This window comes from Hansschlegelia zhihuaiae, assembly GCF_004103825.1.
Taxonomy (GTDB): domain Bacteria; phylum Pseudomonadota; class Alphaproteobacteria; order Rhizobiales; family Methylopilaceae; genus Methylopila; species Methylopila zhihuaiae.
In genome coordinates this window covers 1-24,361 of the sequence record NZ_RYFI01000031.1, presented here as the reverse complement: position 1 = coordinate 24,361, position 24,361 = coordinate 1, and the positions used below count along the sequence as shown (strand labels likewise).

The 24,361-nt window shown below is 70.5% G+C and carries 28 protein-coding genes; 27 read left to right on the top strand and 1 reads right to left on the bottom strand.

Going from position 1 to position 24,361, the window contains the following annotated elements; all coding sequences use genetic code 11:
• Positions 1–3 precede the first annotated feature (3 nt).
• The 24 genes from EK403_RS21065 (at position 4) to EK403_RS20955 (ending at position 22,264) form a co-directional block, all read left to right on the top strand.
• Positions 4–1,131 (top strand): head maturation protease, ClpP-related, encoded by a 1,128-nt coding sequence (locus tag EK403_RS21065; protein WP_128779424.1) that lies wholly within the window; start codon positions 4–6, stop codon positions 1,129–1,131.
• Positions 1,132–1,134: 3 nt separating this feature from the next.
• On the top strand, positions 1,135–1,515 hold the full coding sequence (locus EK403_RS21060; protein WP_128779423.1) for a head decoration protein: 381 nt from the start codon (positions 1,135–1,137) through the stop codon (positions 1,513–1,515).
• A 3-nt stretch (positions 1,516–1,518) separates the two neighbouring features.
• Positions 1,519–2,580, top strand: coding sequence for a major capsid protein (locus EK403_RS21055; RefSeq protein WP_128779422.1), 1,062 nt, complete (start codon positions 1,519–1,521; stop codon positions 2,578–2,580).
• An 11-nt stretch (positions 2,581–2,591) separates the two neighbouring features.
• On the top strand, positions 2,592–2,852 hold the full coding sequence (locus tag EK403_RS21050) for a hypothetical protein (protein ID WP_128779421.1): 261 nt from the start codon (positions 2,592–2,594) through the stop codon (positions 2,850–2,852).
• 7 nt (positions 2,853–2,859) lie between these two features.
• Positions 2,860–3,270, top strand: a complete 411-nt coding sequence (locus EK403_RS21045; RefSeq protein WP_128779420.1) for a hypothetical protein — start codon at positions 2,860–2,862, stop codon at positions 3,268–3,270.
• Positions 3,267–4,094, top strand: a complete 828-nt coding sequence (locus tag EK403_RS21040; RefSeq protein ID WP_128779419.1) for a hypothetical protein — start codon at positions 3,267–3,269, stop codon at positions 4,092–4,094. Before EK403_RS21045 ends, EK403_RS21040 begins: the two co-directional genes overlap by 4 nt.
• A gap of 24 nt (positions 4,095–4,118) precedes the next feature.
• Complete coding sequence (locus EK403_RS21035) at positions 4,119–4,394, top strand: DUF2635 domain-containing protein (RefSeq protein WP_128779418.1); 276 nt, start codon at positions 4,119–4,121, stop codon at positions 4,392–4,394.
• Between the two features lie 25 nt (positions 4,395–4,419).
• Positions 4,420–5,946: a phage tail sheath subtilisin-like domain-containing protein gene (locus EK403_RS21030; protein ID WP_128779417.1), complete on the top strand. Its 1,527-nt coding sequence runs from the start codon at positions 4,420–4,422 to the stop codon at positions 5,944–5,946.
• Between the two features lie 71 nt (positions 5,947–6,017).
• Positions 6,018–6,383, top strand: a complete 366-nt coding sequence (locus EK403_RS21025) for a phage tail tube protein (protein WP_128779416.1) — start codon at positions 6,018–6,020, stop codon at positions 6,381–6,383.
• A gap of 4 nt (positions 6,384–6,387) precedes the next feature.
• Positions 6,388–6,768, top strand: a complete 381-nt coding sequence (locus EK403_RS21020) for a hypothetical protein (RefSeq protein WP_128779415.1) — start codon at positions 6,388–6,390, stop codon at positions 6,766–6,768.
• A gap of 79 nt (positions 6,769–6,847) precedes the next feature.
• Positions 6,848–10,333, top strand: coding sequence for a phage tail tape measure protein (locus EK403_RS21015; RefSeq protein WP_128779414.1), 3,486 nt, complete (start codon positions 6,848–6,850; stop codon positions 10,331–10,333).
• Positions 10,333–10,908, top strand: coding sequence for a hypothetical protein (locus tag EK403_RS21010; protein WP_128779413.1), 576 nt, complete (start codon positions 10,333–10,335; stop codon positions 10,906–10,908). Before EK403_RS21015 ends, EK403_RS21010 begins: the two co-directional genes overlap by 1 nt.
• A gap of 13 nt (positions 10,909–10,921) precedes the next feature.
• Positions 10,922–11,413 (top strand): DNA circularization N-terminal domain-containing protein, encoded by a 492-nt coding sequence (locus EK403_RS21005; RefSeq protein WP_128779412.1) that lies wholly within the window; start codon positions 10,922–10,924, stop codon positions 11,411–11,413.
• Positions 11,414–11,422: 9 nt separating this feature from the next.
• The gene (locus EK403_RS21000) at positions 11,423–12,169 is read left to right on the top strand and encodes a hypothetical protein (protein WP_128779411.1); all 747 of its coding nucleotides are present in this window, start codon (positions 11,423–11,425) and stop codon (positions 12,167–12,169) included.
• Positions 12,166–13,242 (top strand): phage baseplate assembly protein, encoded by a 1,077-nt coding sequence (locus EK403_RS22625; protein WP_164919713.1) that lies wholly within the window; start codon positions 12,166–12,168, stop codon positions 13,240–13,242. The genes EK403_RS21000 and EK403_RS22625 overlap by 4 nt, the downstream gene beginning before the upstream one ends.
• Positions 13,239–13,721 carry a phage baseplate assembly protein domain-containing protein gene (locus EK403_RS22620; protein WP_164919712.1) on the top strand — a complete coding sequence of 161 codons (483 nt, stop codon included), beginning with the start codon at positions 13,239–13,241 and terminating at the stop codon, positions 13,719–13,721. Before EK403_RS22625 ends, EK403_RS22620 begins: the two co-directional genes overlap by 4 nt.
• Complete coding sequence (locus tag EK403_RS20990; RefSeq protein ID WP_128779410.1) at positions 13,721–14,266, top strand: phage GP46 family protein; 546 nt, start codon at positions 13,721–13,723, stop codon at positions 14,264–14,266. The genes EK403_RS22620 and EK403_RS20990 overlap by 1 nt, the downstream gene beginning before the upstream one ends.
• On the top strand, positions 14,253–15,341 hold the full coding sequence (locus tag EK403_RS20985) for a baseplate J/gp47 family protein (RefSeq protein WP_128779409.1): 1,089 nt from the start codon (positions 14,253–14,255) through the stop codon (positions 15,339–15,341). Before EK403_RS20990 ends, EK403_RS20985 begins: the two co-directional genes overlap by 14 nt.
• Positions 15,342–15,343: 2 nt before the next feature.
• Positions 15,344–16,096: a DUF2313 domain-containing protein gene (locus EK403_RS20980; RefSeq protein ID WP_128779408.1), complete on the top strand. Its 753-nt coding sequence runs from the start codon at positions 15,344–15,346 to the stop codon at positions 16,094–16,096.
• Between the two features lie 3 nt (positions 16,097–16,099).
• Positions 16,100–17,032: a hypothetical protein gene (locus EK403_RS22785; protein ID WP_206659605.1), complete on the top strand. Its 933-nt coding sequence runs from the start codon at positions 16,100–16,102 to the stop codon at positions 17,030–17,032.
• Complete coding sequence (locus EK403_RS20970) at positions 17,022–17,237, top strand: hypothetical protein (protein WP_128779407.1); 216 nt, start codon at positions 17,022–17,024, stop codon at positions 17,235–17,237. Before EK403_RS22785 ends, EK403_RS20970 begins: the two co-directional genes overlap by 11 nt.
• On the top strand, positions 17,234–20,812 hold the full coding sequence (locus tag EK403_RS20965) for a hypothetical protein (RefSeq protein ID WP_128779406.1): 3,579 nt from the start codon (positions 17,234–17,236) through the stop codon (positions 20,810–20,812). Before EK403_RS20970 ends, EK403_RS20965 begins: the two co-directional genes overlap by 4 nt.
• Positions 20,813–20,823: 11 nt before the next feature.
• Positions 20,824–21,270 (top strand): hypothetical protein, encoded by a 447-nt coding sequence (locus EK403_RS20960; protein WP_128779405.1) that lies wholly within the window; start codon positions 20,824–20,826, stop codon positions 21,268–21,270.
• 49 nt (positions 21,271–21,319) lie between these two features.
• Positions 21,320–22,264: a sialate O-acetylesterase gene (locus tag EK403_RS20955; RefSeq protein WP_128779404.1), complete on the top strand. Its 945-nt coding sequence runs from the start codon at positions 21,320–21,322 to the stop codon at positions 22,262–22,264.
• 6 nt (positions 22,265–22,270) lie between these two features.
• On the opposite strand, the gene EK403_RS20950 is transcribed toward EK403_RS20955, so the two are convergent.
• The gene (locus tag EK403_RS20950) at positions 22,271–22,483 is read right to left on the bottom strand and encodes a hypothetical protein (RefSeq protein ID WP_128779403.1); all 213 of its coding nucleotides are present in this window, start codon (positions 22,481–22,483) and stop codon (positions 22,271–22,273) included.
• Positions 22,484–22,608: 125 nt separating this feature from the next.
• Here EK403_RS20950 and EK403_RS20945 point away from each other — a divergent pair, with 125 nt between their 5' ends.
• The 3 genes from EK403_RS20945 (at position 22,609) to EK403_RS20935 (ending at position 24,258) form a co-directional block, all read left to right on the top strand.
• Positions 22,609–23,454, top strand: coding sequence for an N-acetylmuramidase domain-containing protein (locus EK403_RS20945; RefSeq protein WP_128779402.1), 846 nt, complete (start codon positions 22,609–22,611; stop codon positions 23,452–23,454).
• Positions 23,455–23,534: 80 nt separating this feature from the next.
• The gene (locus EK403_RS22615) at positions 23,535–23,963 is read left to right on the top strand and encodes a hypothetical protein (protein ID WP_164919711.1); all 429 of its coding nucleotides are present in this window, start codon (positions 23,535–23,537) and stop codon (positions 23,961–23,963) included.
• A 1-nt stretch (position 23,964) separates the two neighbouring features.
• Positions 23,965–24,258, top strand: a complete 294-nt coding sequence (locus EK403_RS20935; RefSeq protein ID WP_128779401.1) for a hypothetical protein — start codon at positions 23,965–23,967, stop codon at positions 24,256–24,258.
• Positions 24,259–24,361 lie beyond the last annotated feature (103 nt).

The following is a 24,361-nucleotide window of genomic DNA, read 5'->3' as shown; positions in this document are numbered from 1 at the left end:
GATATGGCCGTTCTGGTGAACGGGTCCGAGATCACGCTCTCGGGCTCGGTCGGAGATCTGTGGTTCGAGGACGGCTTCACCGCTGCCGAGGTGATCGCCGCGCTCGCCCAGGTGGGCGACGGCAACGACGTCACCATCCGCCTCAACTCCGGCGGGGGCATCGCGACCGAAGGTTCGGCGATCCACGCCGCGATCGCCCGTCACAAGGGCACAAAGACGATCGTGATCGAGGGCGTGGCCGCCTCCGCCGGCTCGCTGATCGCCATGGCTGGCGACATCGTCGAGATGGCGCTCGGCTCCACGATGATGATCCACGATCCGAGCGGGCTGACTTTCGGCACCGCTGCCGATCACGAGGTCACGCTTCGCGCCCTGAACGCCATGGCTGACGCCTTCGCGGGCGTCTACGCGGCGAAGTCCGGAAGGACGGCCGCGCAGTGTCGCGCCGACATGAGGCTCGAGCTCTGGCTCACCCCCGAGGAGGCGGTGGCTCAGGGCTATGCCGACCGCGTCGGCGCCGCGGCGAACGACAATGAGCCGGCCGAGGCCGTCGCAGCCTTCGACTACCGGATCTACGCGCACGCGCCGAAGGAACTCGTCGCGCTGGCCAGGAAACACGACTGGCGAATGTCCGCCGGCCGTTCGCCCGCGGCGTCCGCCGCGCCCACCCCGGACAAGGAGAAACCCATGCCTCCGGAGCAGACCACGGGCGCGAGCACGCCCGAAGACATCGAGGCCGCTCGTCGGACGGCCACGTCGGCCGCGGCGGAGATCGCGACGATCTGCGCCGACGCCGGCGTGCCGGCGATGACGGCTCAGCTGATCCGCGAAGGCGTCACCGCCGACCAGGCGCGGGCCCGCGCTTGCCAAGCGAAGGACATCCGCATGGCGGTCGACCTCGCGCGGAAGAAGGACACGAAGATCGAGGCGAATGCGGCGGACCAGTACATCGCCCAGGGCAAGTCCCTCGATCAGGTTCGCGCCGCTCTCTTCGAGCGCTTCGTCGCTCAGGAGGAGCAGACCGCCATCAACCCAACGTCGCCGCTTCCTTCTGGCCAGGAAGGCCCGAAGTCGGCAACCGCCAGCATGCAGCGGCAGCTGAAGCGCGCCGGCATGAGCCAGGAGGCCTGACCGATGCCCCTTCTCGAAACCGCCGTCGTCGCCTCGGACTGGCTCAAGCATGAGGCCGACAACTATCGCTCCCGCAGCACCGGCACGCTCGCAAGCGGCCAGGGCAAGCTGAAGAGCGGCGCCGTGCTGGCGCAGCTTTCGGCGTCAAGCAAATGGGTCGTCGCGGCCGCCTCCGGATCCGACGGCTCTCAGACCGCGAAAGCGATCCTGCTGTTCGCCGCGGACGCGACAGACGCCGACGTCCCGATCGTCTTCATCGATGACGACGCGATCGTCAGCCACAACGGCCTCACCTGGGGCTCCACCATCAACGATGCCACGAAGCGCGCCGCTGCGATCGCACAGCTGCGCGCCCAGAGCATCAAGGTTCGCGAGGGGGCCTGACCGATGCCTACGGTGCTCGACATCTTCAATCAGGACGCCTTCTCGGCGGCGTCACTCACTGGGGCGATCTCGATCGTCCCCAACAACTACGGCCGCATCGGCGAGCTCGGGATCTTCACGCCGGAGCCGATCCCGACGACGTCGGTTATCGTCGTGATCGAAAACGGCGTTCTGAACCTGCTGCCGACCCGCCCGCGCGGCGCGCCCGCGAGCCTCGGCACGCGCGGCAAGCAGAAGCCGAAGAGCTTCGTGATCCCGCACATTCCGCATGAAGACGCGGTGCTCGCGACCGACGTCCAGAACATGCTCGCGATGAGCCCGGCGGGCGCTCAGCTGGAGACGGTGCTCGGCTTCACGAACCGCAAGCTCATGACGATGCGGAGGAAGCACGGCATCACGCTTGAGCATCTGCGTGTGACGGCGCTGCGCGGCGTGATCAAGGACTACGACGGCTCGACGCTGCTCGACCTCTTCACGGCGTTCGACGTGACGCAGAAGGAGGTCGACTTCGCGCTCGGCACGTCGACCACCGACATCGGCGCCAAGTGCGACGAGGTCGTCTCCTACCTCGAGGACAACCTCAACGGTGAGACGATGACCAGCGTCAAGGCGCTGATGTCGCCGGAATGGGCCACGAAGTTCCTGGGCCACGCGAAGATGAAGGACGCCTTCGCCAACTATCCGGCGACGCCCGCTTCCGCGAACCCGATCCGGGAGAACGTCCGCAAGAGCTTCGTCTTCCGCGGGATCGAGTTCGAGGAGTATCGGGGTTCAGCCTCCTACATCAAGGAGGACGGCACGAAGTCCGATCCGGAACGCTTCATCCCGGCCGGCGACGTTCGGTTCTTCCCGCTCGGCACCACCGACACCTTCACGAACTACTGGGGTCCGCCCGACTTTTGGGACGCCGTCAACTCGGCTCCGGACGTCGGCGACGCCGAGGTGTTCGTCGCACCGCTCGAGCGGATGAAGTTCGGCAAGGGCGTCGAGATCCACACCGAGTCGAATCCGCTCCCGCTCGTGAAGCGTCCTCAGCTTCTCGTGCGCGGCCACTCCTCGAATTGACGGAGGCGACCATGCTGCTGAAGGAAAAGGGTAAGAAGGACGCCGAGCCCGTTTCGCTGGGCTGGGACGAGGCGCAGGCCGCGCTTGCGGCCGGGACGCATGTCGCAGCAGACGACGACGGCGCCGCCAGCTCTGGCGACGCCAAGCCGGACTACGACGCCATGAAGCGCGAGGACCTCGACGCCCTGGCCGCCGAGCGCGGCGTCGACGTCTCGAAGGCGACGACGAAGGCCGATGTGATCGCGGCGCTGAAGGCCGCGGACGCCTCCTAAGCGGGTCATGACCTCGCTCTTCCGCGATTGCTTCGCCCTCGCGGCCGAGGTGATCGACACCGTCTACGGCGAAGAGTTCGAGGTCACGCCGATGCGCGCGGTCGCCCATGACGTCAACGCGCGACATGGCGTCGACACCTCGCGGCCGATCTTCCGCTTCTTCGGCTCGTTCGTGTCGGTCGACGCCGAGTATCACGCTGAGGGCCGCAGGATGCCCGCCGACGCGACGCGCGCAAGCGTCGCTCCCAGCCCGACGATCGACGTTGCGGAGGGCACGTTGCCCCATCCGGTGCGTAAGGGCGACCGGCTCCGACGCATCGACACCGGCGAGTTCTTCGACGTCGGCCAACCGAAGCATGACGATGTGGGTCGCCTCGCGCTCCCACTCATCGAGCGCCAGGCGCGGGCCGCGTTGTGAGCCTCGTTCTGACGGCGCTCCGGCTGCAGGCGGTCGCGGCGCTGAACGCGCATCCGGTGATCGCGGGGCTTTGCGAGGGCCGGGTCTACGATTCGCGGATCGACGATTTCGACCATCGCGAGCCGGTGCCAGTGATCGTGGTGACGACCGAGGCGGTCGAAGGCGAGGGCTGGTCGGAGAACAATGGCGGCGCGCCGTTCGACGATACGTGCCGGTTGGTCCTCGAGATCGCCATGAACTGCCTCGTCGCGGCGCCGACCGGGGATCCGGAGAACCCGGAGGAGTTGAGCATCGCGGCGCCCGCGACCGATCGCGAGCTCGAGGCGGTGCTGAACCTGATCGAGGACTGCGCCGAGACCGTGCTCACGCTCGGGCTCGCGCATCCGCTCGACCGCCAGCGCCTGCCCGAGGGCGCGCTGCTGATGCGGGCGGTGACGCGGCGGGTGAAGAAGCGGTCGATCGAGCGCTTCTCAAGCGACAAGACCGGCGAGCGGCTCGCGATCCATCTCGTGACCTATCAGGTCGAGCTCAAGGGCGACGACTGGGACGCCTCGGTCGAGCGCACAGGGGCTTACGCGGCGCTGCCAGAGCCGCTCCGGCTGGTGTGCGAGGCGGCCGCGCCGGGAACCTCGGCGCGGCAGACCTGCGACCTGATCGCGGCGCAGATCGCCATGCCGGACCTCTCGCGGCTCGCAAGCGTGAGCTTCGCGCCGAGCGAGCCTCTGCGGCCGGGCCAGACGCCGATCGCGGCCGAGGAGTTCCCTTCCGACGAGCCGCCGGCGGAGCCGGTCTTCGACCCCGAGCCGCCGACGGTCTCGGGCTGACGTCCCTATGAACAGGAGCCGCCGATGAGCGAGACCAAGTTCGTGAAGCCGTCGGTCGACGGCGCCCGGATCCCGGACCCGGCGATGGGCGACGACCTGCCGGCCGAGGGCCGCGCGGTGCGCTGGACGCCTTATTGGCGGCGGCTCGAGATGCGCGGCGACGTCATCGTGAGCGCCGCCCCGACCGAGGGGCAGGCGAGCGGCGACAAGCCTTCCGCGTCGCGCCCGAAGCTGCAGCCGCCGGCGCGGCCCGCGGCTCCGACCGCGGCGCCGACCTTGCCCGGCGCCGGCGGCGCCTGACGATCCGCCCTAGGAGCCCACGCCCATGTCCATCGCCTTCAACCAGGTGCCCGGCGACATCCGGGTCCCGATCTTCGCGGCCGAGATCAATGCCGGCCCGCCGCCCTATTCCAGCATCTCGCGCTGCCTGCTGATCGGACGCGCGGACGAGGAGTTGGTCGAGCCGCTGACGCTGATTCCGATCGGCTCGGCGGACCCGACGACGCTGTTCGGCAAGGGCACGATGCTGGCCGACATGGCGCTGTTCGCCCGCCAGGTGATGCCGCTCGGCGAGCTCTACGCCATGGCGGTTCCGGAGGGCGAGAGCGCGACCGCGGCGGTCGGCTCCATCACCTTCTCGGGCACGGCGAAGGGGCGCGGGACCTTCTCGCGCTACATCGCGGGCGAGAAATACGGCGTGATCGTGCAGGAGGGCGACACGGCCGAGGCGGTGGCGGCGAAGTTCCGCAACGCGGTCAACAAGGGCTATTCGAAGTTCAATCGGCGAATGTATGCGCCGGTGGTCGCCTCGCTCGACGCCGAGGACGCCGAGACCGTGCTGCTGACCGCCGTCCACAAGGGCGCGGAGGGCAACTGGATCCGCATCGATCGCGGGCTGAACGACGACCCGGACGGTGTGAAGGGCGTCAGCGCCTCGGTGGTGCAGCCGACCGGCGGCCTCGGCGGCGCCTCGGTCGAGGACGCGCTGGCGGCGATCGTGGCCGAGCCGTTCGACTGGATCGGTTCCCCCTGGTCCTCGACCGGCGCGCTCGACGAGGTGCGGGACTTCATGGCCGACCGCTGGTCGCCGCTGAAGGCGCTCTACGGCCACTACGTCACCGCGCAGGACGGCAATCTCGCGGCGCTGACCGCGGCAGGCGCGCTCCGGAACGACCCGCACGCCACGATCATCGGCGTCTACAACTGCCCGCATCCGCGCTGGAGCTGGGTCGCCTCGGTCACCGCCCGGCTCGCCTTCTCCAAGAACCTTGGCCGCGAGCTCGCGACCGCGGTCGAGATCGCGCGGCCGATGCAGACGCTGGTGCTGCCCGGCCTGGTCGGGCCGAAGAACTCGGTCGCGGTGTTCGACCCAGCGGACCGCGACTCGCTGCTCCGGAACGGCATCTCGACCTGGGTGGTGCGTCCCGACGGCCAGGTCGCGCTCGATCGCGTCATCACGACCTATCGGGTCAACGACGCCGACCTGCTCGACACCACCTTCCTCGATGTCGAGTCGATCGCGATCGCGGCCTATGTCTCGCGCTACATGCGCAACAAGCTGCTCGGCCAGTATCCGCGCCATGTGATGCGCGAGGACAACCCGAACGGCATCCAGGGCGTAGTGACTCCGGCGCAGGCCAAGGCCTGCGTGATCCACGCCTATGAGGACCTCGCGGGCGCCGGGATCGTGCGGCAGGAGGACGAGTTCGCCCAGTATCTGCTGGTCGAGTTCGACTACGGCCAGGACCGGGCGAACTTCTACCTGCCGGTCGCCAAGGCCGCGGCTCTCCGCGTCTTCGCCGTCAACATCACGATGTTCACCAACCTCACGCCGGCCGCGACTCTGCTCTGAGCGGCCCGGGAGGGCTCCTCCCGCGATCGGCCATCCTGTTTCGGACTTTCGACGCCTAGGAGGGCGGACCCATGGACAAGAAGGGCGGGCGCTTCTCGCTCACCATTTCCGGCCGGACCTATTCCGGCCGCGGCGTGGCGACACTGAACCCGGCGCGGGCGACGCCGTCGACCGGCGTCAACCAGGACGGCACCGGCTATGTGACGGTCACGCCGCAGCTCGCGCGGCTGTCGCTCAGCCTCGACCGCGGCTCGGGCTTCTTCTGGACCGAAGGCGAGCTGCTGCCGGCGGTCGACGTGACCTTCATCGAGGACGATGTCGGCGTCACCCACTACCTCACCCAGGCGAGCTGGGACGGGCAGCCGAGCGTCGACTCGGGCAGCGGCGAGGTAACGGGCATGACGCTCGCCTCCGACCGCTACAAGGCGACGAGGTAAGCCGGTGGCGAACCGCATCGTCGAACTGGCGAAACCGCTAGACGGCCATGAGGTCGTCAAGCATCTCGAGTTCCGGGAGCCGACCTGGGCCGACTATGTCGAGATCGGCGAGCCCTATATCTGGACGCCGCGCGGCGACGGCTACTCGGATCCGACGCCGATCCTCGAAAACGTCAAGGCCTACGCCGAGCGGTTGATCGCGCGCGGCGACCAGAAGGGCGATCCCTTGCTGCTCGGGCGACTCGGGCTGGCGGACAGCCGCAAGGTCCGGGACGCGATCATGGGTTTTTTCTTGGACGAGGACCCGGCGGTCGTCCGCTCGACAACGTCGCAGACGAGCTCGTCTTCGGGCTTGGCTGGAGCCCCGTCGACCTCGGCCGCCTGACGATCTCCGACATGCTTTATTGGCGCGAACGCGGCCTCGCCTGGTTCGAGCGGCTTCGCAAGGAAGCAGAGGGCCGCCGATGACGAGCCGCGTCGTCGAGGCCAAGCTCCTCATCACCGGCGAGGACCGCGCCAGCCGAGTGCTGGCGCAGGTCGAGAAGGCGACCCGCCAGACCTCGAAGGCGATCGCCGAACAGGCCAGGGCGGCCAAGGTCGCGGCCGAGATCGAGAAATTCGCCAAGGCCCATGAACGGGCCAACAAGGCGCTTTCGGACGTCGAGGCCTACAAGAAGGCCCGGGCCAACGCCGCGTCGGTGGAGGCGTCTCACAAGCTCGCCCGCGCCAGAGCCGACGAACTGGCCGAGGCGCTCGATCGTACGCGGGAGGCCCAGAAGCGGCTCTCGGCCGAGAAGGGCCCGCAGGCGGCTACGGAGCTCGCGGCCAAAGTCAAGCAGCTGACCGACCAGCACAAGGCAGCCGAGCGGCAGGTGCGCAGCACCGCCTCGGCGGTGCGCATCCAGGCGCAAGCGTTCGACGGGGCGAAGGCCGCGATGCGGGCCTATGGCGTGCCGATCACGGATCTGGATCGCCACGAAGGCAGGCTAAAGCGCTCGATCGAGGCGACAACGAAGGCGATCCGCGAGCAGGAGGGCGCGGCGAGAAAGGCCGCCGAGGCGCGCCGCCGGATGCTTCAGGCGGAGGAGGCCCGACTGCAGCGCCGCGCCGCGCGCGGAGAGGTCATCGGCGCCGCCGGCGCGGCCGCCGGCGTCTACGCCGGATATAAGGGCCGGCAGATCGCCGGCGACGCCATCACGTCGGCGGCCGAATTCGACATCGCGGTGCGCAAGCAGCGCCAGTTCACGGACATCAGCGCCGCGGACCAGGCGCGGCTGCTGGCGCAGGCCAAGAAGATCGGCCAGGAGACGCAGTTCTCGAACATCGACGTCGTGCGCGCCCAGACGGCCTCCATGCAGGGGCTGCCTGCTGGCTTCGCGCCGACGCTCAAGGCCGAGATCGCGGCAGGCATCGTCGAGAACGTCCGCAACTACGCCACGCTGATGGAGACAGACCTGAAGGAGGGCGCGGAGACCATCCGCTCCTACCTTCAGACCACGGGCAAGGACATCTCGACGAGGGAAAAGGCGCTCGACGAGGCCCGCAAGGCCACGAACCAGATCGTCAAGATGGCGAAGCTCGGCGGCATGAGCGGCGAGGACGCGTCGCAATTCGTCAAATACGCCGCCGCCCCGGGAACGACCGCCGGGCTCTCGACCGACACGATGCTGTCCCTCGGCGCGCTCGCGCGGCGCGGCGGCCTCAGGGGCGATGAGGCCGGCGTGTTCATGCGCTCGACGGCGTCGAAGCTCGTTGCGCCGACCAAGAAGGGCAGGGCGGCGCTGAGCGCCGCCGGCATCAACTATGACGACTTCGTGCGGATGCCCGACCGTCTCGACACGGGCGCGCTCGAGCGATCGTTCCAGACGGAGATGGGCAAGGGCTTCACGCCGCAGGTTCGCGCGCGGATCGACCAGATCAACGCCGACAAGAGGCTGATCTCCGACCGCGAAAGGTATGTCGAGGCCGTCACCTCGGCGGTCGCGCCGATCCTCGGCAAGAAAAAGGACGGCACGGTTCGCGCGTCGGATTCGCAGGTCGCCGCGAAGGCGGCCGGCGCCTATCACAAGATCGCGGCCGAGTCCGTCGACGCCGAAGGGCTGCTCGACGCCGCGATGTCCAAGAACATGACGCTGGCGCAGCTGAACGCCTGGCTGACCGACAAGCATGGCGGCAAGGGCTCGATCACGCAGCGGCAGTGGGACGAGTTCCGGGCCGCGCGCACGGAGATCGCCAAGACCGGCGACGATCCGGACTTCGCGAAGAAGCGCGCCGACGCGGTGATGGCCGGCGTCGGCGGGGCCGTCGAGAATCTGCGCGGCTCCGTCGAGAACCTGGTGCTCGCGGTCGGCGAGGCGAATTCTGGCCTCATCAAGTTCGCGGCCGACGGCATCGGCAAGGGGCTCGACGCGTTCTCGAAGCTCGATAGCTCGACGCAGCAAATCGTAAGCCTCGGCGCGGGAGCGGCCGCGACGCTCGCGACGCTGAAGGCGTCGGGCTATCTGACCGGCAAGTTGCTCGGCACGACGGCGCTAAGCGGCTCCGCCGCGGCTCTGTCGGGATCCGCCGGGGAACTTGCGGTGGCGGCCAAGGCGCTCGACGCCGCGGCCATAAAGCTCGGGGCGGCCGGGGGCGGCGACGACGTCGCCAAACGCATGGGCAAGAGCGCGACGTCCGCGGGCGCGGGCAGCACCATCGGCGCCGTCGTGGCGCGCAGCGCGGCCGCGGGCGGCCTCGCCGCGACGGCCGCGGGTTCGATGCTGCTGGCCGAGGGCTGGAACAAGACCGAGCGGGACCGCAGTTTCATGGCCGCGCTCGAGCGGCGTCGCGCCGAGCGCAAGGGCGAAGACCTGCCCTATCTCAAGGCCGACGCCGAGAAGGCGCGCGCGGAGCTCGCGGAGATCGAGAAGCGCAGCGCCGAGATCGCCTCGGACGAAGACAAGACGCCGGTTCTGCTGAGCCTTCGATCGCGCAAGGCGATCATCGAGGAACGGCTTCGTGAAATCGAGCGGCTGATCGAGGAGCGGCTCAAGCAGTCCGGCGAAGCGGCCGGCGTGAAGGCCGGACAGGGGATCGCCGACGGCGTGAAGGCGAAGACGCCAGACGTCGAAGGCGCGGCAAGTACGCTGTTCAAGCGCATGTCGGCGGTGTTCGCGACCGGGATCGACATCCCGCTGCGCCTCGCGCCCGACGGATCGTTCGGCGGCGGCGGGGGCGGCGGCGGCCTGATCCGGGCGTCCTATGGCGGCGGGCCGGCGGCGCGGAGCTTTTCGGGCGCACTGCCGGTCGGCCGCGGCTCAGGGGTCGGCCATGTCGCGAGCCAGGCGGAGCGCGCGGCCTACATCCGCGAGAGCGCGCTCAGGCACGGCATCGACCCCGAGGTCGCGCTGCGCGTCGCCCAGTCGGAAGGCTTCTACGGCTATGTCGGTGACCAGGGCCGTTCGTTCGGCGACTGGCAGCTGTTCACCGGCGGCGGCCTCGGCAACAAGGCGCTCAAGTCCGGGATCAATGTCCGCGACCCGCGCACCTGGCGCGAGCAGACGGATTTCGCGCTGAAGGAAGCGGCCAAGAACGGCTGGTCGCCTTGGTACGGCGCGGCGAAGGCGGGCGTCAGCCGCTGGCGCGGCATCCGCGGCGGGAACTCGCCCAAGGGCCGGACGCTCGCGCCGCGCGACGACGCGGCGACGCCCGGCGCGCTCGGGCCGACGGGGGATGTCCCCTCCTTCGGCGGCGGGTCCGCGCAAGCCGAGATGCTGCGCGCCGCCGACCGGATGAACGAGGCCGTGGGTCGCTTCGAGCGGGCGCGGCTCAACGCCGGCCTCATGGTGGAGATCACGGGCTCCGGGCGCGACGCCGCCCGGGTGAAGGGCATGCGGTCGACGTCGGAAGGTCCGATCACCGCCGACATGGGGATCAGCATGCCGCATGTCCGATCGACGCGGGTCGGCTGATGGCTCTGGTTCCGCTCGACATCCATCACATAGGCCTCGCGCGGCTCGCCCACGATCTCGCGGTCTTCGGCAAGCGGCTGCCGAACGCCCAGGCGCTGGTTCTGAACCGCATGGTGACGCGGGCGCGGCCGAAGGTCGTGGACGCGGTCGTCGAGCAGACCGGGCTCGCCAAGCGGATCATCGTCAAGGCGATCGTTCCCTTGCGCGCCTCGTCGAAGAACCTCCGCGCCGGTCTCGTCTCTCGTGGGGGCGAGATCTCCTACCGATTCTTCCGCGCGCGGGAGGAGGGTTCGGGCGTGGTCGCCACGGTCGCGGGCCGCCGGGTCTTCATCGCCGGCGGGTTCCGCCGCTCCGGTCGCGCTCCGAACCGCTACATGGTCAAGCGGCTCGGCGGGCAGGTCTACGTCAACCCGTCGCGACGCTGGCGCGGCGAGATTGAGAAGCAGCGCTCGGGCGTGTGGATCCCGGAAGAAATGGCTCGCGGCGCATCCCGCGAAGCCTTCGACGACGTCGTCGCGAACGATCTCCCGGCGGAAGTCGCGCGCGAGCTCGGCAAGCTGGGCGCAAAGCGTTGAAGGCGTCCTTGCGATGATGGGGGTCGACCGCGTCAGGGACTGGCCGCGGACGCTGCCGCAGGCCTCGTTCAAGGGCTTCTTCTTCCATGTCGAAGGCGAGGGCGTCGACGATGCGGGCCGCTTCGTCGCGGTGCATCCCTTCGTCAAGGCCGAGGACCACGCGACCGAGGATCTCGGCCGCAAGCCGCGGCGCTACACGGTTCGGGCCTATGTGGTCGGGAACCTCGCGGACGCGCGCTCCCAGGACCTCATCGAAGTCTGCTCCTCGCCGGAGGCGGGACTGCTGGTGCTGCCGATGACGGGCTCGATGCTGGCGCGCTGCGTGTCCTGCTCGACCGACAGCCGCAAGGACGTGCTGGGCTTCGTGGCCTTCAGCCTGAGCTTCGTCGAGGCCGGGCTCGAGACTGGCGGTTTCCCGGCGATCGAGATTTTGGACCGGATCGCCGAGGAGGCGCTCCTGGCGCTCCCCGACATCGCGAACGCGATCCTCTCGCGCCGGCCCTGAGAGAACCCGATGCCAGACGTTCCCTCCGACGCGCTCCCGGCCGCGGCGGCGACGGCGCGCGCGCTGGCGGCGCTCGTCGCGCGGCTGTCGGAGCGACTCTCAACGGGGCGCGACGCCGACGCGCGCTGCCGCGGCGCCTGCGGTCTTGCGAGCGAGGACGCCGCCATGATCCGTAGCCAGGCCGATGTCGGCGCGCTCGCGGCGCGGCTGATCACGGCCGTGCAGCGGCTCGCGCGCGCGGCGGAGCAGGGGTCGGTGGTTCGGACCTTCTATGCGACCGCCACGGAGGCCAGCACGGCGGCGCCGAGCTCGGCCTCGACGATCCTGACGCAGCGGTTCGGGCTCGCGCGCGCCCTGGCGGCGGCGCTTGAATGCGCGCTGCTGACCGAGGCGTTCCTTGCGGAGGGAAGGGCCGGAGCGGCCGACCGCCGCGCGGCGCTCGACGCAAGGGCGCGGATCCGGACGGCCTTCGACGGCGCGGTCGACCGGATCGCGCGCGAGCTCGGCCCCGAGGCCGGCGAGCTGCTGACCGCGACCGCGCAGCGCATGTCGCGGCATCTCGCGGAAACCGCTGCGACGCTGAAGCCGGTGGTGCGGGTCGAGACCGCGACCTCCTATCCGCCCACGGCGCTCGCCTGGCGGCTCTATGGCGACCCGGGGCGGGCAGGCGAGCTGCTTGCGTCCGCACGGTGCGGGACGCCGATGTTCATGCCGACGGTCTTCGAGGCCCCATCGCCCTATGCGGTGGCGCGATGAGCGCGGTCGCAGAGATCGTCACCATGGTAGTGGACGGCTATGCGCTGCAGGGCTGGCAAAGCGTGCGGGTCTCGCGCTCGGTCGAGGCGGCGGCGATCGCCTTCAGCCTCGACGCCACGAACCCGGCCTGGTCGGCCGAGGCGCAGCGGATCCGCGAAAGCGCGCTCGTCGAGATCGTGACGACGCCCGACGGCGCGATCGGGTCGTTTCTTTCGGGAGGCGGCGACCTGCTCTGCGCCGGCTATGTCGACGTCTATTCGTCGAGCCACGGTCCGGGGCCGAGCCGTAGGGTCGCGGTCCAGGGCCGCTCGAAGCCCGCCGACGCGATCGACTGCGAGCCGGCGCGGCACCCGACCGGCTGCGTCGAGGGCCAGGACCTCGTGGGCGCGGCCAAGAGCTTCGACGAATGGGGTCTCGAATTCCGCTCCGACGTCGACCTCGAGAAGGTCCCGGTAATCCAGCGGGTGCCGGGCGAGCCTCTGTTCGGCACGCTGGAGCGCGAGGCGCGCCGCCAGGGCCTGTTCCTGATGGGCGAGCCCGACGGCTCGGTGCTGATGACGCGCGGCCCCGCCGGCCGCGCCGGCGGCGGGCTGGTCGAGGGCCAGTCGCCGCTCCGCGCCTTTCAGGTCCACGATTCGCAGCGCCTCGCCTTCTCCGAGGTGGTGGTGCGGGGACAGCAGGCGCTCGGGACCGACGACAAGGCGCTCCGCCAGGAGGAGCGGGCCGAGGACCAGTCCTATGGGCGCCGCCGGCCGCTCGTGCTGTTCAACGAGGGCTCGAGCCCGCCGGAGCAGCTCGGCGCCCGCGCGCAATGGGAGCTCCGCCGCCGCAACGGCGCCCGGCTCACGGTGATGGCGAGCGTCGCGACCTGGCGGGACGATGCGGGCGCGCTCTGGGCGCCGCGGAAACGGGTCTTCGTCCATCTGCCGAGCGAGGACATCTCCGAGGACCTCGCGATCCAGGCCGTCGAGTTCACGCAAGGCGTCGGCGAGGGCGAAGGCGCTGGCACGATCGCGGAGCTCACGCTGGTCAGGCCCGACACGCTCGGCGACGCCGAGGGAGCAGCAGGATGAGCGGCCGCCTGTTCCGCGTCGCGCTCGACGAGACCGACGATTCCGGCGACCAGCAGACCGCGACCCTGCTCGGCCCGGCGGGCGAGACGCTGAAACAGGTTCATCGCGTCCAGCCGTTCGGGTTCCATTCGAGCCCGCCCAAGGGCAGCCACGGGGTCGGGCTGCAGTTCGGCGGCGGGCCGGACGGCGGGCGGCTGCTGGCGGCCGCGCTGGGGCTCGAGTCGCCGGCGCATCGGCCGAAGGATCGGCCGGTCGGGTCGACCATCATCTACGACATGCACGGCAACGCCGTGTCGCTGGTGCAGGCCGAGCTGCGGATTGTCGGCGTCTCCAGGGCCGTGATCGCCGCGCCCGTGATCGTTCTCGAAGGGACGGTCCATCTCGGCGGGGAGGGCGGACAGCAGGTGCATCGCAAGGGCGACATGGACAGCGACGGCGACACCGCCGTCGACAGCGCCACGAAGGTCTACGCGCTCTGATGGTCGACCTCACGCTCTCACCGCTCGGCGAGTTCGGCGTCGAGACGCTGCCGCCCGACATCGTCTGGGAGACCGGCCGCGGCGATTTCGCGCTCGCGGCCGGGCCCGAAGACGGCGGGGTCGGGGGCCTCAAGGCCGCCAACCCGATCGCGACCGCCGTGCTGATGCTGCTGTTCTCGGACGTCCGCTACGATCCGGCGGCGGGCGCTCTCGACCAGGACCGCCTGGCCGACGACCCGCGCGGCTGGGTCGGGGACGGCTTCGACGTGCAGTCGTCGCGCGGAGAGGCCCCGCTCGGCTCCAGGCTGTGGCTCTGCCGGCGCGCCACGATCGGCGAGCAGGCCTCGCGCGACGCGCAGGTCGCGGCCGAGGCGGCGCTCCGGCCGCTGATCGCGCAGGGGCTCGCCGACCGGGTGACGGTCACAGTCGAGATCAAGCCGGAGACCGAGAGCCTGAGGCTTTCCGTCGAGGTGGTGAGCCGCGAGCGGACCGTGTTCGCGCAGAGCTACGATCCGCTCTGGGGGCGCTCAGATGGCGGGCTCTGAGATCCGCTCGCTCGGCGAGCTCTCGACGCAGGCGCGCGGCTATTTCACGGCGGCGGTCGGCGGCGCGGCGGTCGGCGTCTGGCCGAACAGCTTTACCGTCACGGCCAAGGTGCTGGCGCTGATCTCCCACGAGCACGACCGCCGCCGCGCCTTCCTCCACGACCAGATCTTCGTCTCGACCGCTTCCGACGCCGCGCTCGAGCGGCATGGCTTCGAGGACGGCCTGACACGCCGCCCCGCGCGTCCGGCGCGCGGCGCGGTCACGGTCCCCGCGCCGCATGGGCTCGAGGTGAGCCCGGGCCTGCGCTTCGTGCGCGCGGACGGGGCGGTCTATGTCGCGCGTTCGGGCACGGCCTGGGGCGAGACGGTGACGCTCGTCCTCACGGCCGAGGAGCCGGGCGCCGCCGCCAATGCGCCCGCCGGAACGGAGCTTTCGCTCTCGGCCGGGAGCGTCGCGCCCGGCGGCCTTGGCTCGGTCGCGACGGTCGGCGAGGCGGGGCTCGCGGGCGGCTCGGATGTCGAGAGCCTCGAGGCGTTCCGCGAGCGCGTGCTTGACCGGCGGCGGAATCCGCCGGCGGGCGGCTCGGCGGGCGACTATGCGCGCTGGACGCGCGAGGCGCTGGCCGAGGTCAGGGAGACCTATGTCGAAGCCTTCACGGCGGACGACCGGGCGGTCTGGCTGCAGTTCACGGTGACGGACCAGCCGAACGGCATCCCGAGCGGCGTCCAGGTGAACGCCGTCCAGGCCTATCTTGACGATCCGCTGCGCAAGCCCGTCGGCGCGCGCATCTATGTCTCAGCCCCGACGCCGGTCGCGGTCGACGTCGAGATCGAAGGGGTCCCGGCCTCGCCCGCCGCGATCCGGACGGCGATCGCGGCAGAGCTCGCGGCGCAGTTCCTCGACCGCGCCGAGCCCGGCCGCCCCTCGGCGCCGTTCCGGCTGCGCCGCTCGGTCGTCTCGGCGGCAATTTCGCGTGTCGTCGACGAGGGCAGTTTCGATCTCGCGGCGCCGGCGGCGTCGGTCGATTTTGTGGCCGGAGAGATGCCGGTCCTCGGCGCCGTGACCTTCGTCTGACGATGGCCGACGCTCGGACCTACGCGCTGGAGCCGGGGTGGCCGCTCCTGAGGCCGACCGACGAGGCGCCGTCGATCGACGACGCCCAGACCGCGCCAACGGCCGAGCAGCTGTTGCCGCAGATCCTGCAGCTCGCGCCGCGCGGTGCGGCCTGGGGCACGGACGAGGCGGGCTCGCGGGACGGCGTCTCGCCCGTCATGGCGCAATACTGGGGCGCGATCGCGGCCTGGACCGCCGACCTCAACGTCCGGGAGTCGGAGGCCGCCGCACAGGCCTTTCCCTCGCTCGCCGACGAGGACGGCCTTGCGGCCTGGGAGCGCGAGCTCGGGATCGCCCAGCCTGCGGCCACGATCGCGGCCCGGCTGGCGACGGTGCGCATCCGGGCGCAGGGGGTTGCGAGCGTTGCCCCCGCCGACTTCATCCTGCTCGCCCGTCTTGGGGGCGCGGTCGTGACCGTCGAGGAGCCTGGCCAGTTCCAGATCGGCTCCAGCCTGCTCGGCCCAAGCTTCGACCAGGGGACGCCGTCCGACGAGGCGCTCGCCGAGATCGACATGATCGCCGACGCGAACGCCTGGAGCGTCTTTCACCTGAAGGTCGAAGACCCCGGGGTCTTCGAGGGCGTCGCCGAACTGCGGCGGGCGCTCGCGCCCTTCGTTCCGCTTCACGTCCGGCTGGTCGTGATCGAGGCGAGGGCGCGCCTGACGCTATCGGGCCTCCCGCTCACGCTCCTCAGCAAGCCGCTCACCCTGGGATGACCGATGGCCGATGACGTTCCGCTCGAGACGCCAGGCGCTCACGCCGCGGCCCTGAAGGCCGCGCTTGCGGCCAATCTGACGCCGCATGTCGCGAGGTTCGTCGCGTCCGGCACATGGACCAAGCCCGCCTGGGCCGCGCGCGTCGCCGTGATCGCGATCTCGGGCGGCGGCGGCGGCGGCTCGGGCGCGACGCGCGGCGCGGGCGTCGCGGTCTCGGGCGGCTCCGGCGGCGCGCCGGGCTCGATCTGCATGGCCGAGTTCATGGCCGCCGACCTGCCGTCCTCGGTCTCGGTCGCGGTCGGCGGGGGCGGAACGGGCGGGGCGGCGCGCAGCGCGAACGACGCCGACGGCGCCAATGGCGGGTTCGGGGGCGCGAGCGCCTTCGGAACCTTCCTGCGCGCCTACCCGAGCGGCGCGCTCGGCTTCGGGCAGAACGCCAACGGCCTCGGGGGCGGGACCGGTAGCGTCAATGGCGGGACCCTCAACGGCTGGAACTGCCTGCCACCGATCCCGGACATTTCGGGCGCGGACGGCAATGTCGCGGCCGGGGGCCTCGCGGCTCACGGGCCCGGCCGGTTCGCCTGCGGCGGCGGCGGCGGCGGCGGCGTTTCGGCCGGAAACGCGTTCGGGGCCGGGGGCGGCACCGGGGCCTCGTCGCCCGGAACCGGCACGCTGCTCGGCGGCGCGTCGGGCGGCGCGACGGCCGGCGCAGGCGGGTCGAACGGCGCGGACTGGACGCGGACCGACCTGCTCGCGCAAGGCGCCGCCGGCTCGGGCGGCGCGGGAGGCGTCTCGGTCAATGGCGGCGCGGGCGGCAATGGCGGCGTGCCGGGCGGGCCGGGCGGCGGCGGCGGCGCGGCGCGCAACGGCCTCAATTCCGGCAAGGGCGGCGACGGCGGCCGCGGCGAGGTCTGGGTGATCAGCTATGCGGCCTGACGAGCGATACGCCGTCGTGATCGACGGCGTCGTGGACAATGTCGTGCTGTGGGACGGCGAGGCCGACTGGTCGCCCGATGGTGGCGACGCTGTCCGATGCGGCGACGAGGTCGAGATCGGCTGGACCTATGAGGGCGGCGCGTTCCGCGCCCCGCCGCGCCCCGACGCGCCCAAGCGCGGCTCCCGCAAGAAGGCGGCCCCATGAGATACGAGCCTCCGGTCGGCGCGGCGAACCCCGACGCGTCCTACCTGCCGCGCAACGTCTCCGGGGGCGGCAGCACCGGATCGCGCGTGCCCGCCAAGGCGATCGAGGCGCCGATGCGCGAGATCGTGGCGGCGATCCAGTCCGCCGGGATCACGCCCTCGGCCGGCAATCTCGGGCAGCTCGCCCAGGCGATCGTGGTCAAAGCGCAAGGCGCGCTCGCCGACTTCCTCGACGCCTCGCCATCCGCGATGGCGGCGCTCGAGGCGCTGCGCGACGCGCTCGCCGCCGACGAGGACCTCGGCGCGGCGATGCTCGCGGCGATCGGGACGCGCGCGACGCAGGACGCGCTCGACTTCGAGAAGGGCCGGATCGACGGGATGCTCGCCGGCGCGCCGGCCGATCTCAAGACCTTCCTCGCGGTGTCGCTCAGGCTCGCCGAGATGGATGCGGAGATCGCCGCGGAGGCGTTCCGCGCCATCACGCCGGTCACGCTTGTCGCGGTCGAGCTCTACGAGACCGTCCAGGACGGCGAGCGCGACCGCTTCGTCGTCGCCTATCCGCCCGGCGCCGACATCACCGCGAATTTCGGGCGGCACATCGAGATCATTGTCCCCGAGGGCGTCACCAACTCGCTCGGCCAGCCGCGGCTCGTCGCGCAGGGCGACGACGACCACCGCGAGATGAAGACCCATGATGGGTCGGTGGTGCCGAAGAACGCCATCGGCCCGGGCTGCTACATCCTGAGCGGGCAGGGCGATTACTGGGCGTTCCAGTCCGGCGCGCTGCAGTCCGCCGCCGTGATGACGGCGCTGGGGCGGCTCGAGGCGAGCGCCGAGGAAGCGCTCGGGATGCGCGGCGCGATCGCCGCGCTGCAGGCGGGCTCAGCCGACCGGGTCGGGCCAGGCCGCTGGTTCTATTCTGGCGTCTGGACCGGGCCGGCGGAGCTCCGGCCGCAGCTCGCCGCCGGCTATGTCACAAACGACGCGGAGCTTGGCCGCGTGCTGCTGGTCCGCGGCGCCGTGGATTCCGTGCTGGTCGAGGGCGAGCGCCGCTGCGACGTCGTCCGCGGGGCCAACGCTCCGGTCCGGCCGACCCGGCTCTACCAGATCCCGGAAATGAGCTTCCGGCGACACAAGGACCCGAGCGCCGGCGAGGAGCCGGTCGAGATCCGGATCCAGTTCTCGGCCGCAGACTGGACCGACCTCGGCAATGTCCGCGCCGGGCCGGTCTTTTCGCCTTCCGCCGGCCAGGCGGCGGAGCGCGTGACGGTGTTCCTCGCTTTCGAGGCGGACCTGCTGCCCGAGGGCGAGATCGGCGTGGTGATTCCCGAAGGGACCGCCTTCGTGGATCACGGCTTCCGGCTGATCGGCGCGACCCACGAGACCGCGCTCGGAACCGCGACGGAGCTGATCGACGTGACCGGCGGTGTGAGCGGCGGCGTCGACGTCGTCTCGGTCACGAGCCGGGTCTATGCCCTCGAGACCGGCCGCGCGACCAAGAACCTCGAAAACCTCACCGACGCCGACGGGGCGCGGCGCAAGCTCAAGGCCGCGCCGGAGATCCGCTCCGATGGCTACTACCTCACGGACAATCACGAGTGGGTCCACGACCCGTCCGGAGCCGACGTCAACACGGCGTCGTGGCAGGCGGCGCTGACCTACTGCATCGAGAACGACGTCAAGCGCCTCGTGGTCCCGCCCGGCAAGGCGATCCTGCGGCCGCCGGCCGCGAAGACCTTCACGTTCACGACCGGCGCGGACCGCAACGTCCATTCCTGCGGCCATCTGAGCCGCGTCGACGGGGACGGGAAACAGATCCCGTTCGAACTCGAAATCTATGGCGGCGGAACGCACTTACTGATGGCCCCGCCGACCTCGCTCGTCGGCACGACGCATCAGGCCGACCACAATTTCTTCCTGTCGACGCCGGTCATCGAGAACGACGACGGCGAGCTCTCGATCCTCAAGGGCCGCAAGATCAAGCTGAAGGGCTTCGTGTTCGACGGCGACACCGCCTACTGGACCGCGGGCCGCATCCTCTCGGCCGGCTACTGGCAGGGCAATGAGGAAGTCGAATACGAGGACATCCTCGTTACCTGCACGCACGGCACGGAGATGCGCGGCGGCAACTTCCAGGGCAACGGCCGCGCCCTCTTGCGGAAGCTCTCGCTTCGCGACGCCGTGCAGGCCTTCTGGGCGCAGTTCAACCGCGAGGTCATCGTCAAGGACTTCTACGCCGAGAACTTCATCGAGGCGCTCGACTTCGACGAGCGCAACGACGTCGTCCGCATCGACGGCGCGGTGTTCCGCGACTCCAACCAGTCCCAGCCGACCTATGCGGGCCAGTGCATCGACATGACCTCGCCGGGCTTCGCGATCCTCGAGAACATCGACGCCAAGAATGTCGGCGCGATCATGTATCTCTACGGCAAGGACAAGTCCTACCGGACCTTCGAGGAGTTCAGGAACGCCGCCGGCGTGGCGGCCGGCGCGGGCCAGCGGATCAATTCCGAGAACGTCACGCTGCGCAATTTCCACGGAGAGGACATCGGGCACTTCGACGCCGGCAACCAGCACGCGATCATGATCTCGAACCCGCGCGCGGCGGGGGACTCGATCACGCCGGTCACCCGCAACGTGACGCTCGAGGGCGGCTACCTCAAGAACACGGGCTGCGTGCGGGTCAACGAATGCGACGACCTCAAGATCAAGTCGCTCGAGATGTTCGACACGATCGTGCCCGTGACCTTCGGCGACACCGGCCAGGCGGGGGCGGCGCTGTCGCTGAGCGGGGCGATCGCCGACGGCGTGGCGCGCGCCAACGGCGTCCTGACGGGCGCGATCGAGGACGTCCGCGTGACCCGCGCGCTGCGCGGCGCCGTGGCGATCGACAGCGCCCTCGAGCTCCGCGGCCGCGGGCTGACGATCGAGGACCACAACACGGAGAACGCCTCGACCAAGATCGGCCTCGACATTCGCGGCCTCAACCGCCTGCAGGGCACGATGGTCGACCTCGACCACGTCAGGTGCAAGTCGCAATACGCCAACGCCGCCGACCTGCGCGTCCAGGGCGACGGCAATTCCGGCTACGGCTCGCTCAGGCTCGGAACGAACGTCCGGCTGGGCTCCGCCACGCGGGTGATCCGCGGCGGCGCCGATCCTCTCAAGAAGCAGGCGACGACCGGCCGGCGGGCCCGCGTCGCTTCGCAGCCGCAGGGCGGGACCTTCCCGCTCGCTGTCAACGCCATCGTGTTCGACGACGAGCACGCGCTGCTCGACCGCATCAGCCTGAACGTGCTCGCAAGCCTCGCCGGCGACGCGACGAACTACTGGAACCTGCGATTCTATCGGGTGCGGGCCGGCATCAACACGCAGATCGGCATCACCTATCCGATCGGCAATGTCGCGACGACGGCGCAGACGGTGATCGACCTCACGGTCGCCAACCTCAACGCAGTCGCGACCTTCCAGCCCGGCGACCTCCTGATGGCCTACATCACCAAGAACAACGCCCCGGCCTACGCCTTCCCCGAAGTCGAGCTGCAGCTCCGGCTGTTCGCCGGCGCGGCGATCTGAGGAGACGCCAGATGAAGGTTCTGATCATCCTGCCCGAGACCTGGGTCGTGGAGGAGCTCCAGGTGGAGCCGCAGGGTGAGGACGGGCTCGACGGCGCGCGCGCCGCCGTCGGCCTCCAGGAGGGATTCGAGCATGTCGAGTTCGGCCCGGGCCTGCACATGCTCCATGAGGAGGACAGCCTGAAGGCCGATCCGGCGACGCAGAGCTATTTCATGATCGGCCGCAAGGTCTATGCCGGCAGGTCGGTGATCTACGCGACCGACGACGTCGGCGAAATCGTCGACATGGCGGAGAAGCGGGTCTCGCTGTTCGGCGTCGAGTTCGACGCCGACGAGATCATCCGGCGATCCGTCACATATCCGCAGACCGCGCTCGACCTCGAGGCCGCGATCCAGCGCGGCGAGTTCGACCGGCCGACCGACGGCGCATGGTCGTGGTCGCCAGCGCAGGCGGCCTGACGCCGCCGTTCCGCAAGCCGATCGTCCGCCGCCTTCGGGCGGCTTTTTCATGTCCGGAGCGCTCCCGATGGGCTTCCTGAAACATTTGCGGGCGCTCGCGTTTCTTGCGCTCGCCGCGCTGCAGCCGGCGGCGCTCGCGCCGGTCGCGCCGGCAGTCCCGAGCGCGATCGTATCGATCTCGACCCTCGCGGTGACGGCCGCGGCCGTCACGGCGGCGCTGCTCGCTCCGGTCGCGCTGCCGGCGCCGGCGGCCGCGGCCGAAAAGCGGGTCGTCGCCTTCTACGGCCAGTCGAACGAGGGCGCGCAGGGCGGCGTCTGCGCCGACGCAGGGCTGACGGTCGGCTCGACCATCCCGCGCACCTTCATCCTGAGGAACGACGCCGGCTATTTCGAGCCGATCCGGCTCTGCGAGAACACCTCGCAGCCGCCCGCCGAGGCCGACCGGCTCGACCGCTTCGGCCCCGAGGTCGGCTTCGCGCGGAAGGTCCGCGAGCGCTTTCCCGACGACGATCTGTTCATCGTCAAGCGCTGGCGCGGCGGCTCGTCCTTCGTCCATCCGACGCAGTGGCACCCGCTCTATCAGAACAACTACTGGACCGGGCTCAAGGCCGACATCCGCGCCGCGCTGCTGGCGGCCGGGCCGGGTGCGCGGCTCGTCTGCGTCGGCGTCAACCAGGGCGAGGCCAACCGCACCGAGGCCGCGGCCTGGGCGCGGCAGGTCCGGGAGATGATCCGCCAGATCAACGGCCTGGTGGGCTATCCGGTCCGCTACGTGTTCATGAGGCTGACGCCGAATGGCGAGACCGCGCCGGAGATCGTCGACGCGACCGCGGATTTCCGGCGCTTCGAGCAGGAACTCGAGGACGACGTCACGCTCGACTTCCGCCTGATCGACGTCGACTCCGTGCCGAAGCAGCCCGACGTCGTGCACTTCACCGCGCACGGGATCCTGACGATCGGCGCGCTGCGCGAGGCGGCCTGCTTCGGGCCGTGACGTCGCTCAGGGCGTCGCCTCTCGTCCGAGCGTCGGTTCGTCGGCGGCCAGGGCCACGACCTCTTCGATCGAGAGTTCGCCTTTCTCGAGATGGCTGATCTCGACATTCTCCGCGCCTTCGTCCTGGAGAGCGCGGAACAAGCGAAGCGCCTCGGCGGCGCTGTGCGAGACGATGATGGTGCGGCCGACCGACGGCCCGCTGCTGACGCGGAATGGCATGTGCTGATCCCCGTACGGCCCCTGCCGCAGCGCGGGGTCTTACACCGCTCCCGACCGGCGCACAGTGTCAATTCTCTATCCCGTCCGGCCACCGCGCCGGGCGTTTTCTCGAACGGAGATATCTCATGACCTGGAACGGGTTCCGGGGCGCGGCCGTCCGCCTTGAGGACATCGACCTCCCGCGCCTGGGTCACGGGATCGGCGTCGGCGAGGACGAGATCCATGCGCTGCTCGACGTCGAGGCGGCGGGCGTCGGTTTCGACCGGACCGGACGGCCCAAGATGCTGTTCGAGCCGCACGTCTTCCACCGCAACCTGTTCAGCGCGGCGCGGGAGACGGCGGTCGCCCAGGGACTCGCCTATCCGAAGTGGAAGCCCGGCGCCTATCCGGCGGACAGCTATCCGCGGCTCGCACAGGCGCTTGAGATCGACGAGACCGCGGCGCTCAAAGCTGCGAGCTGGGGCCTCGGGCAGATCCTCGGCGAGAACCACGCGGCAGCGGGCTTTGCGTCGCCGCAGGCGATGGTCCGCGCCTTCATGGACGACGAGGACGCGCATCTCGAATCGATGGTGCGGTTCCTCGTGACCAACGGCCTCGACGACGATCTGCGCGAGCACCGCTGGGAGGGCCTTGCCCGGGGCTACAACGGGCCCGGCTACGCGACCCACGGTTACCACACGCGGCTCGCCGCGGCCTACGCCAAGTGGTCGCACATCCCGGACACGCCGTTCATCCCGCCGGCCGGCGAGGGCTCGATCGTCATTCCGCGGACACGCATCGGGCGCGGCTCGCGCGGGTCGCTCGTCGTGATCTGGCAGGAGATCCTGCTGGCGGCGGGCCTGAGCTTCGACGGCGGCGCCGACGGCGTGTTCGGCGGCGCGACGGAGACCGCGACGAAGAGCTGGCAGCGCGCCCATGGGCTCGTCGCGGACGGCGTCGTCGGACCGAAGACGTGGGGCGCGGCCGGCTGACATCTGCGCCCGGCCCGCTGGCAATCCCTCTCACCTTGAAGCCGAAAGCGCCGGCCCCAGGCCGCGCCATGGAGACTGCTATGGAAGCCTTTCTGAATGACGTCTGGGAGGCCGTCCGTCCGGGCTTCCTCCTGTTCATCGCCGGTCTCGTGCCGGTGCTCGCCACCTGGCTCACCGCGAAGATTGTCGAGGCGCTGAAGGTCCAGAAGGATGGCGAGCTCGCGCAGAGCCTCTACCGGACCATCGACAACACCCTGCGGGCGCTCGTCACGACGCTCGCTGCGCGCGGCGGGAAGCTGGACGGGCTCCCGGCGGGCCTCATCAACGACGCGATCGAGATCGTGAAGCGGGACAATCCGAAGGCCGTCTCGACCCTCGGCCAGACCGACGACCAGCTGCGCACCAAGATCATCGCGAAGCTGCCCGGCGTCCAGAACGACGTGGTGACGACCAACAGTTCGATCGCCGGCACGGAAGGCGCCGCCAAGGTCGAGCGGGTCGCGCAGTAGCATGATGGACCAGGTGGTCGTCGAGCTTCTGAAATATGGCCTTCCGGGCCTCGGCCTGCTTGCGCTCGGCTGGGCCTATCTGCAGGAGCGGGCGGACCGGAAGGCCGCCGAGAACCGGCTGATCGAGTATCTGAGCAAAGACCGCGACGCCGTGCTGGCGGTGTCGCATAGCGCCGTCGCCGCCATTGGCGAGGCGACGCAGGCGCATGCGGGGACCTCGCGCACCCTTGAAGCCATGACGCGCGCGATCGAGCGCGGGGTCTATCCGATCGCGCCGCCGAGGGCCGCCCAATGATGGCGATCGGTGAGGTGCTCATCCGTCTGTTCCGTCGCCGCCGCGACCTGCCCTGTCGCGCGGCGTCCGACGAAGAGATCGACGCCGCCGTCAAGAACGTGGA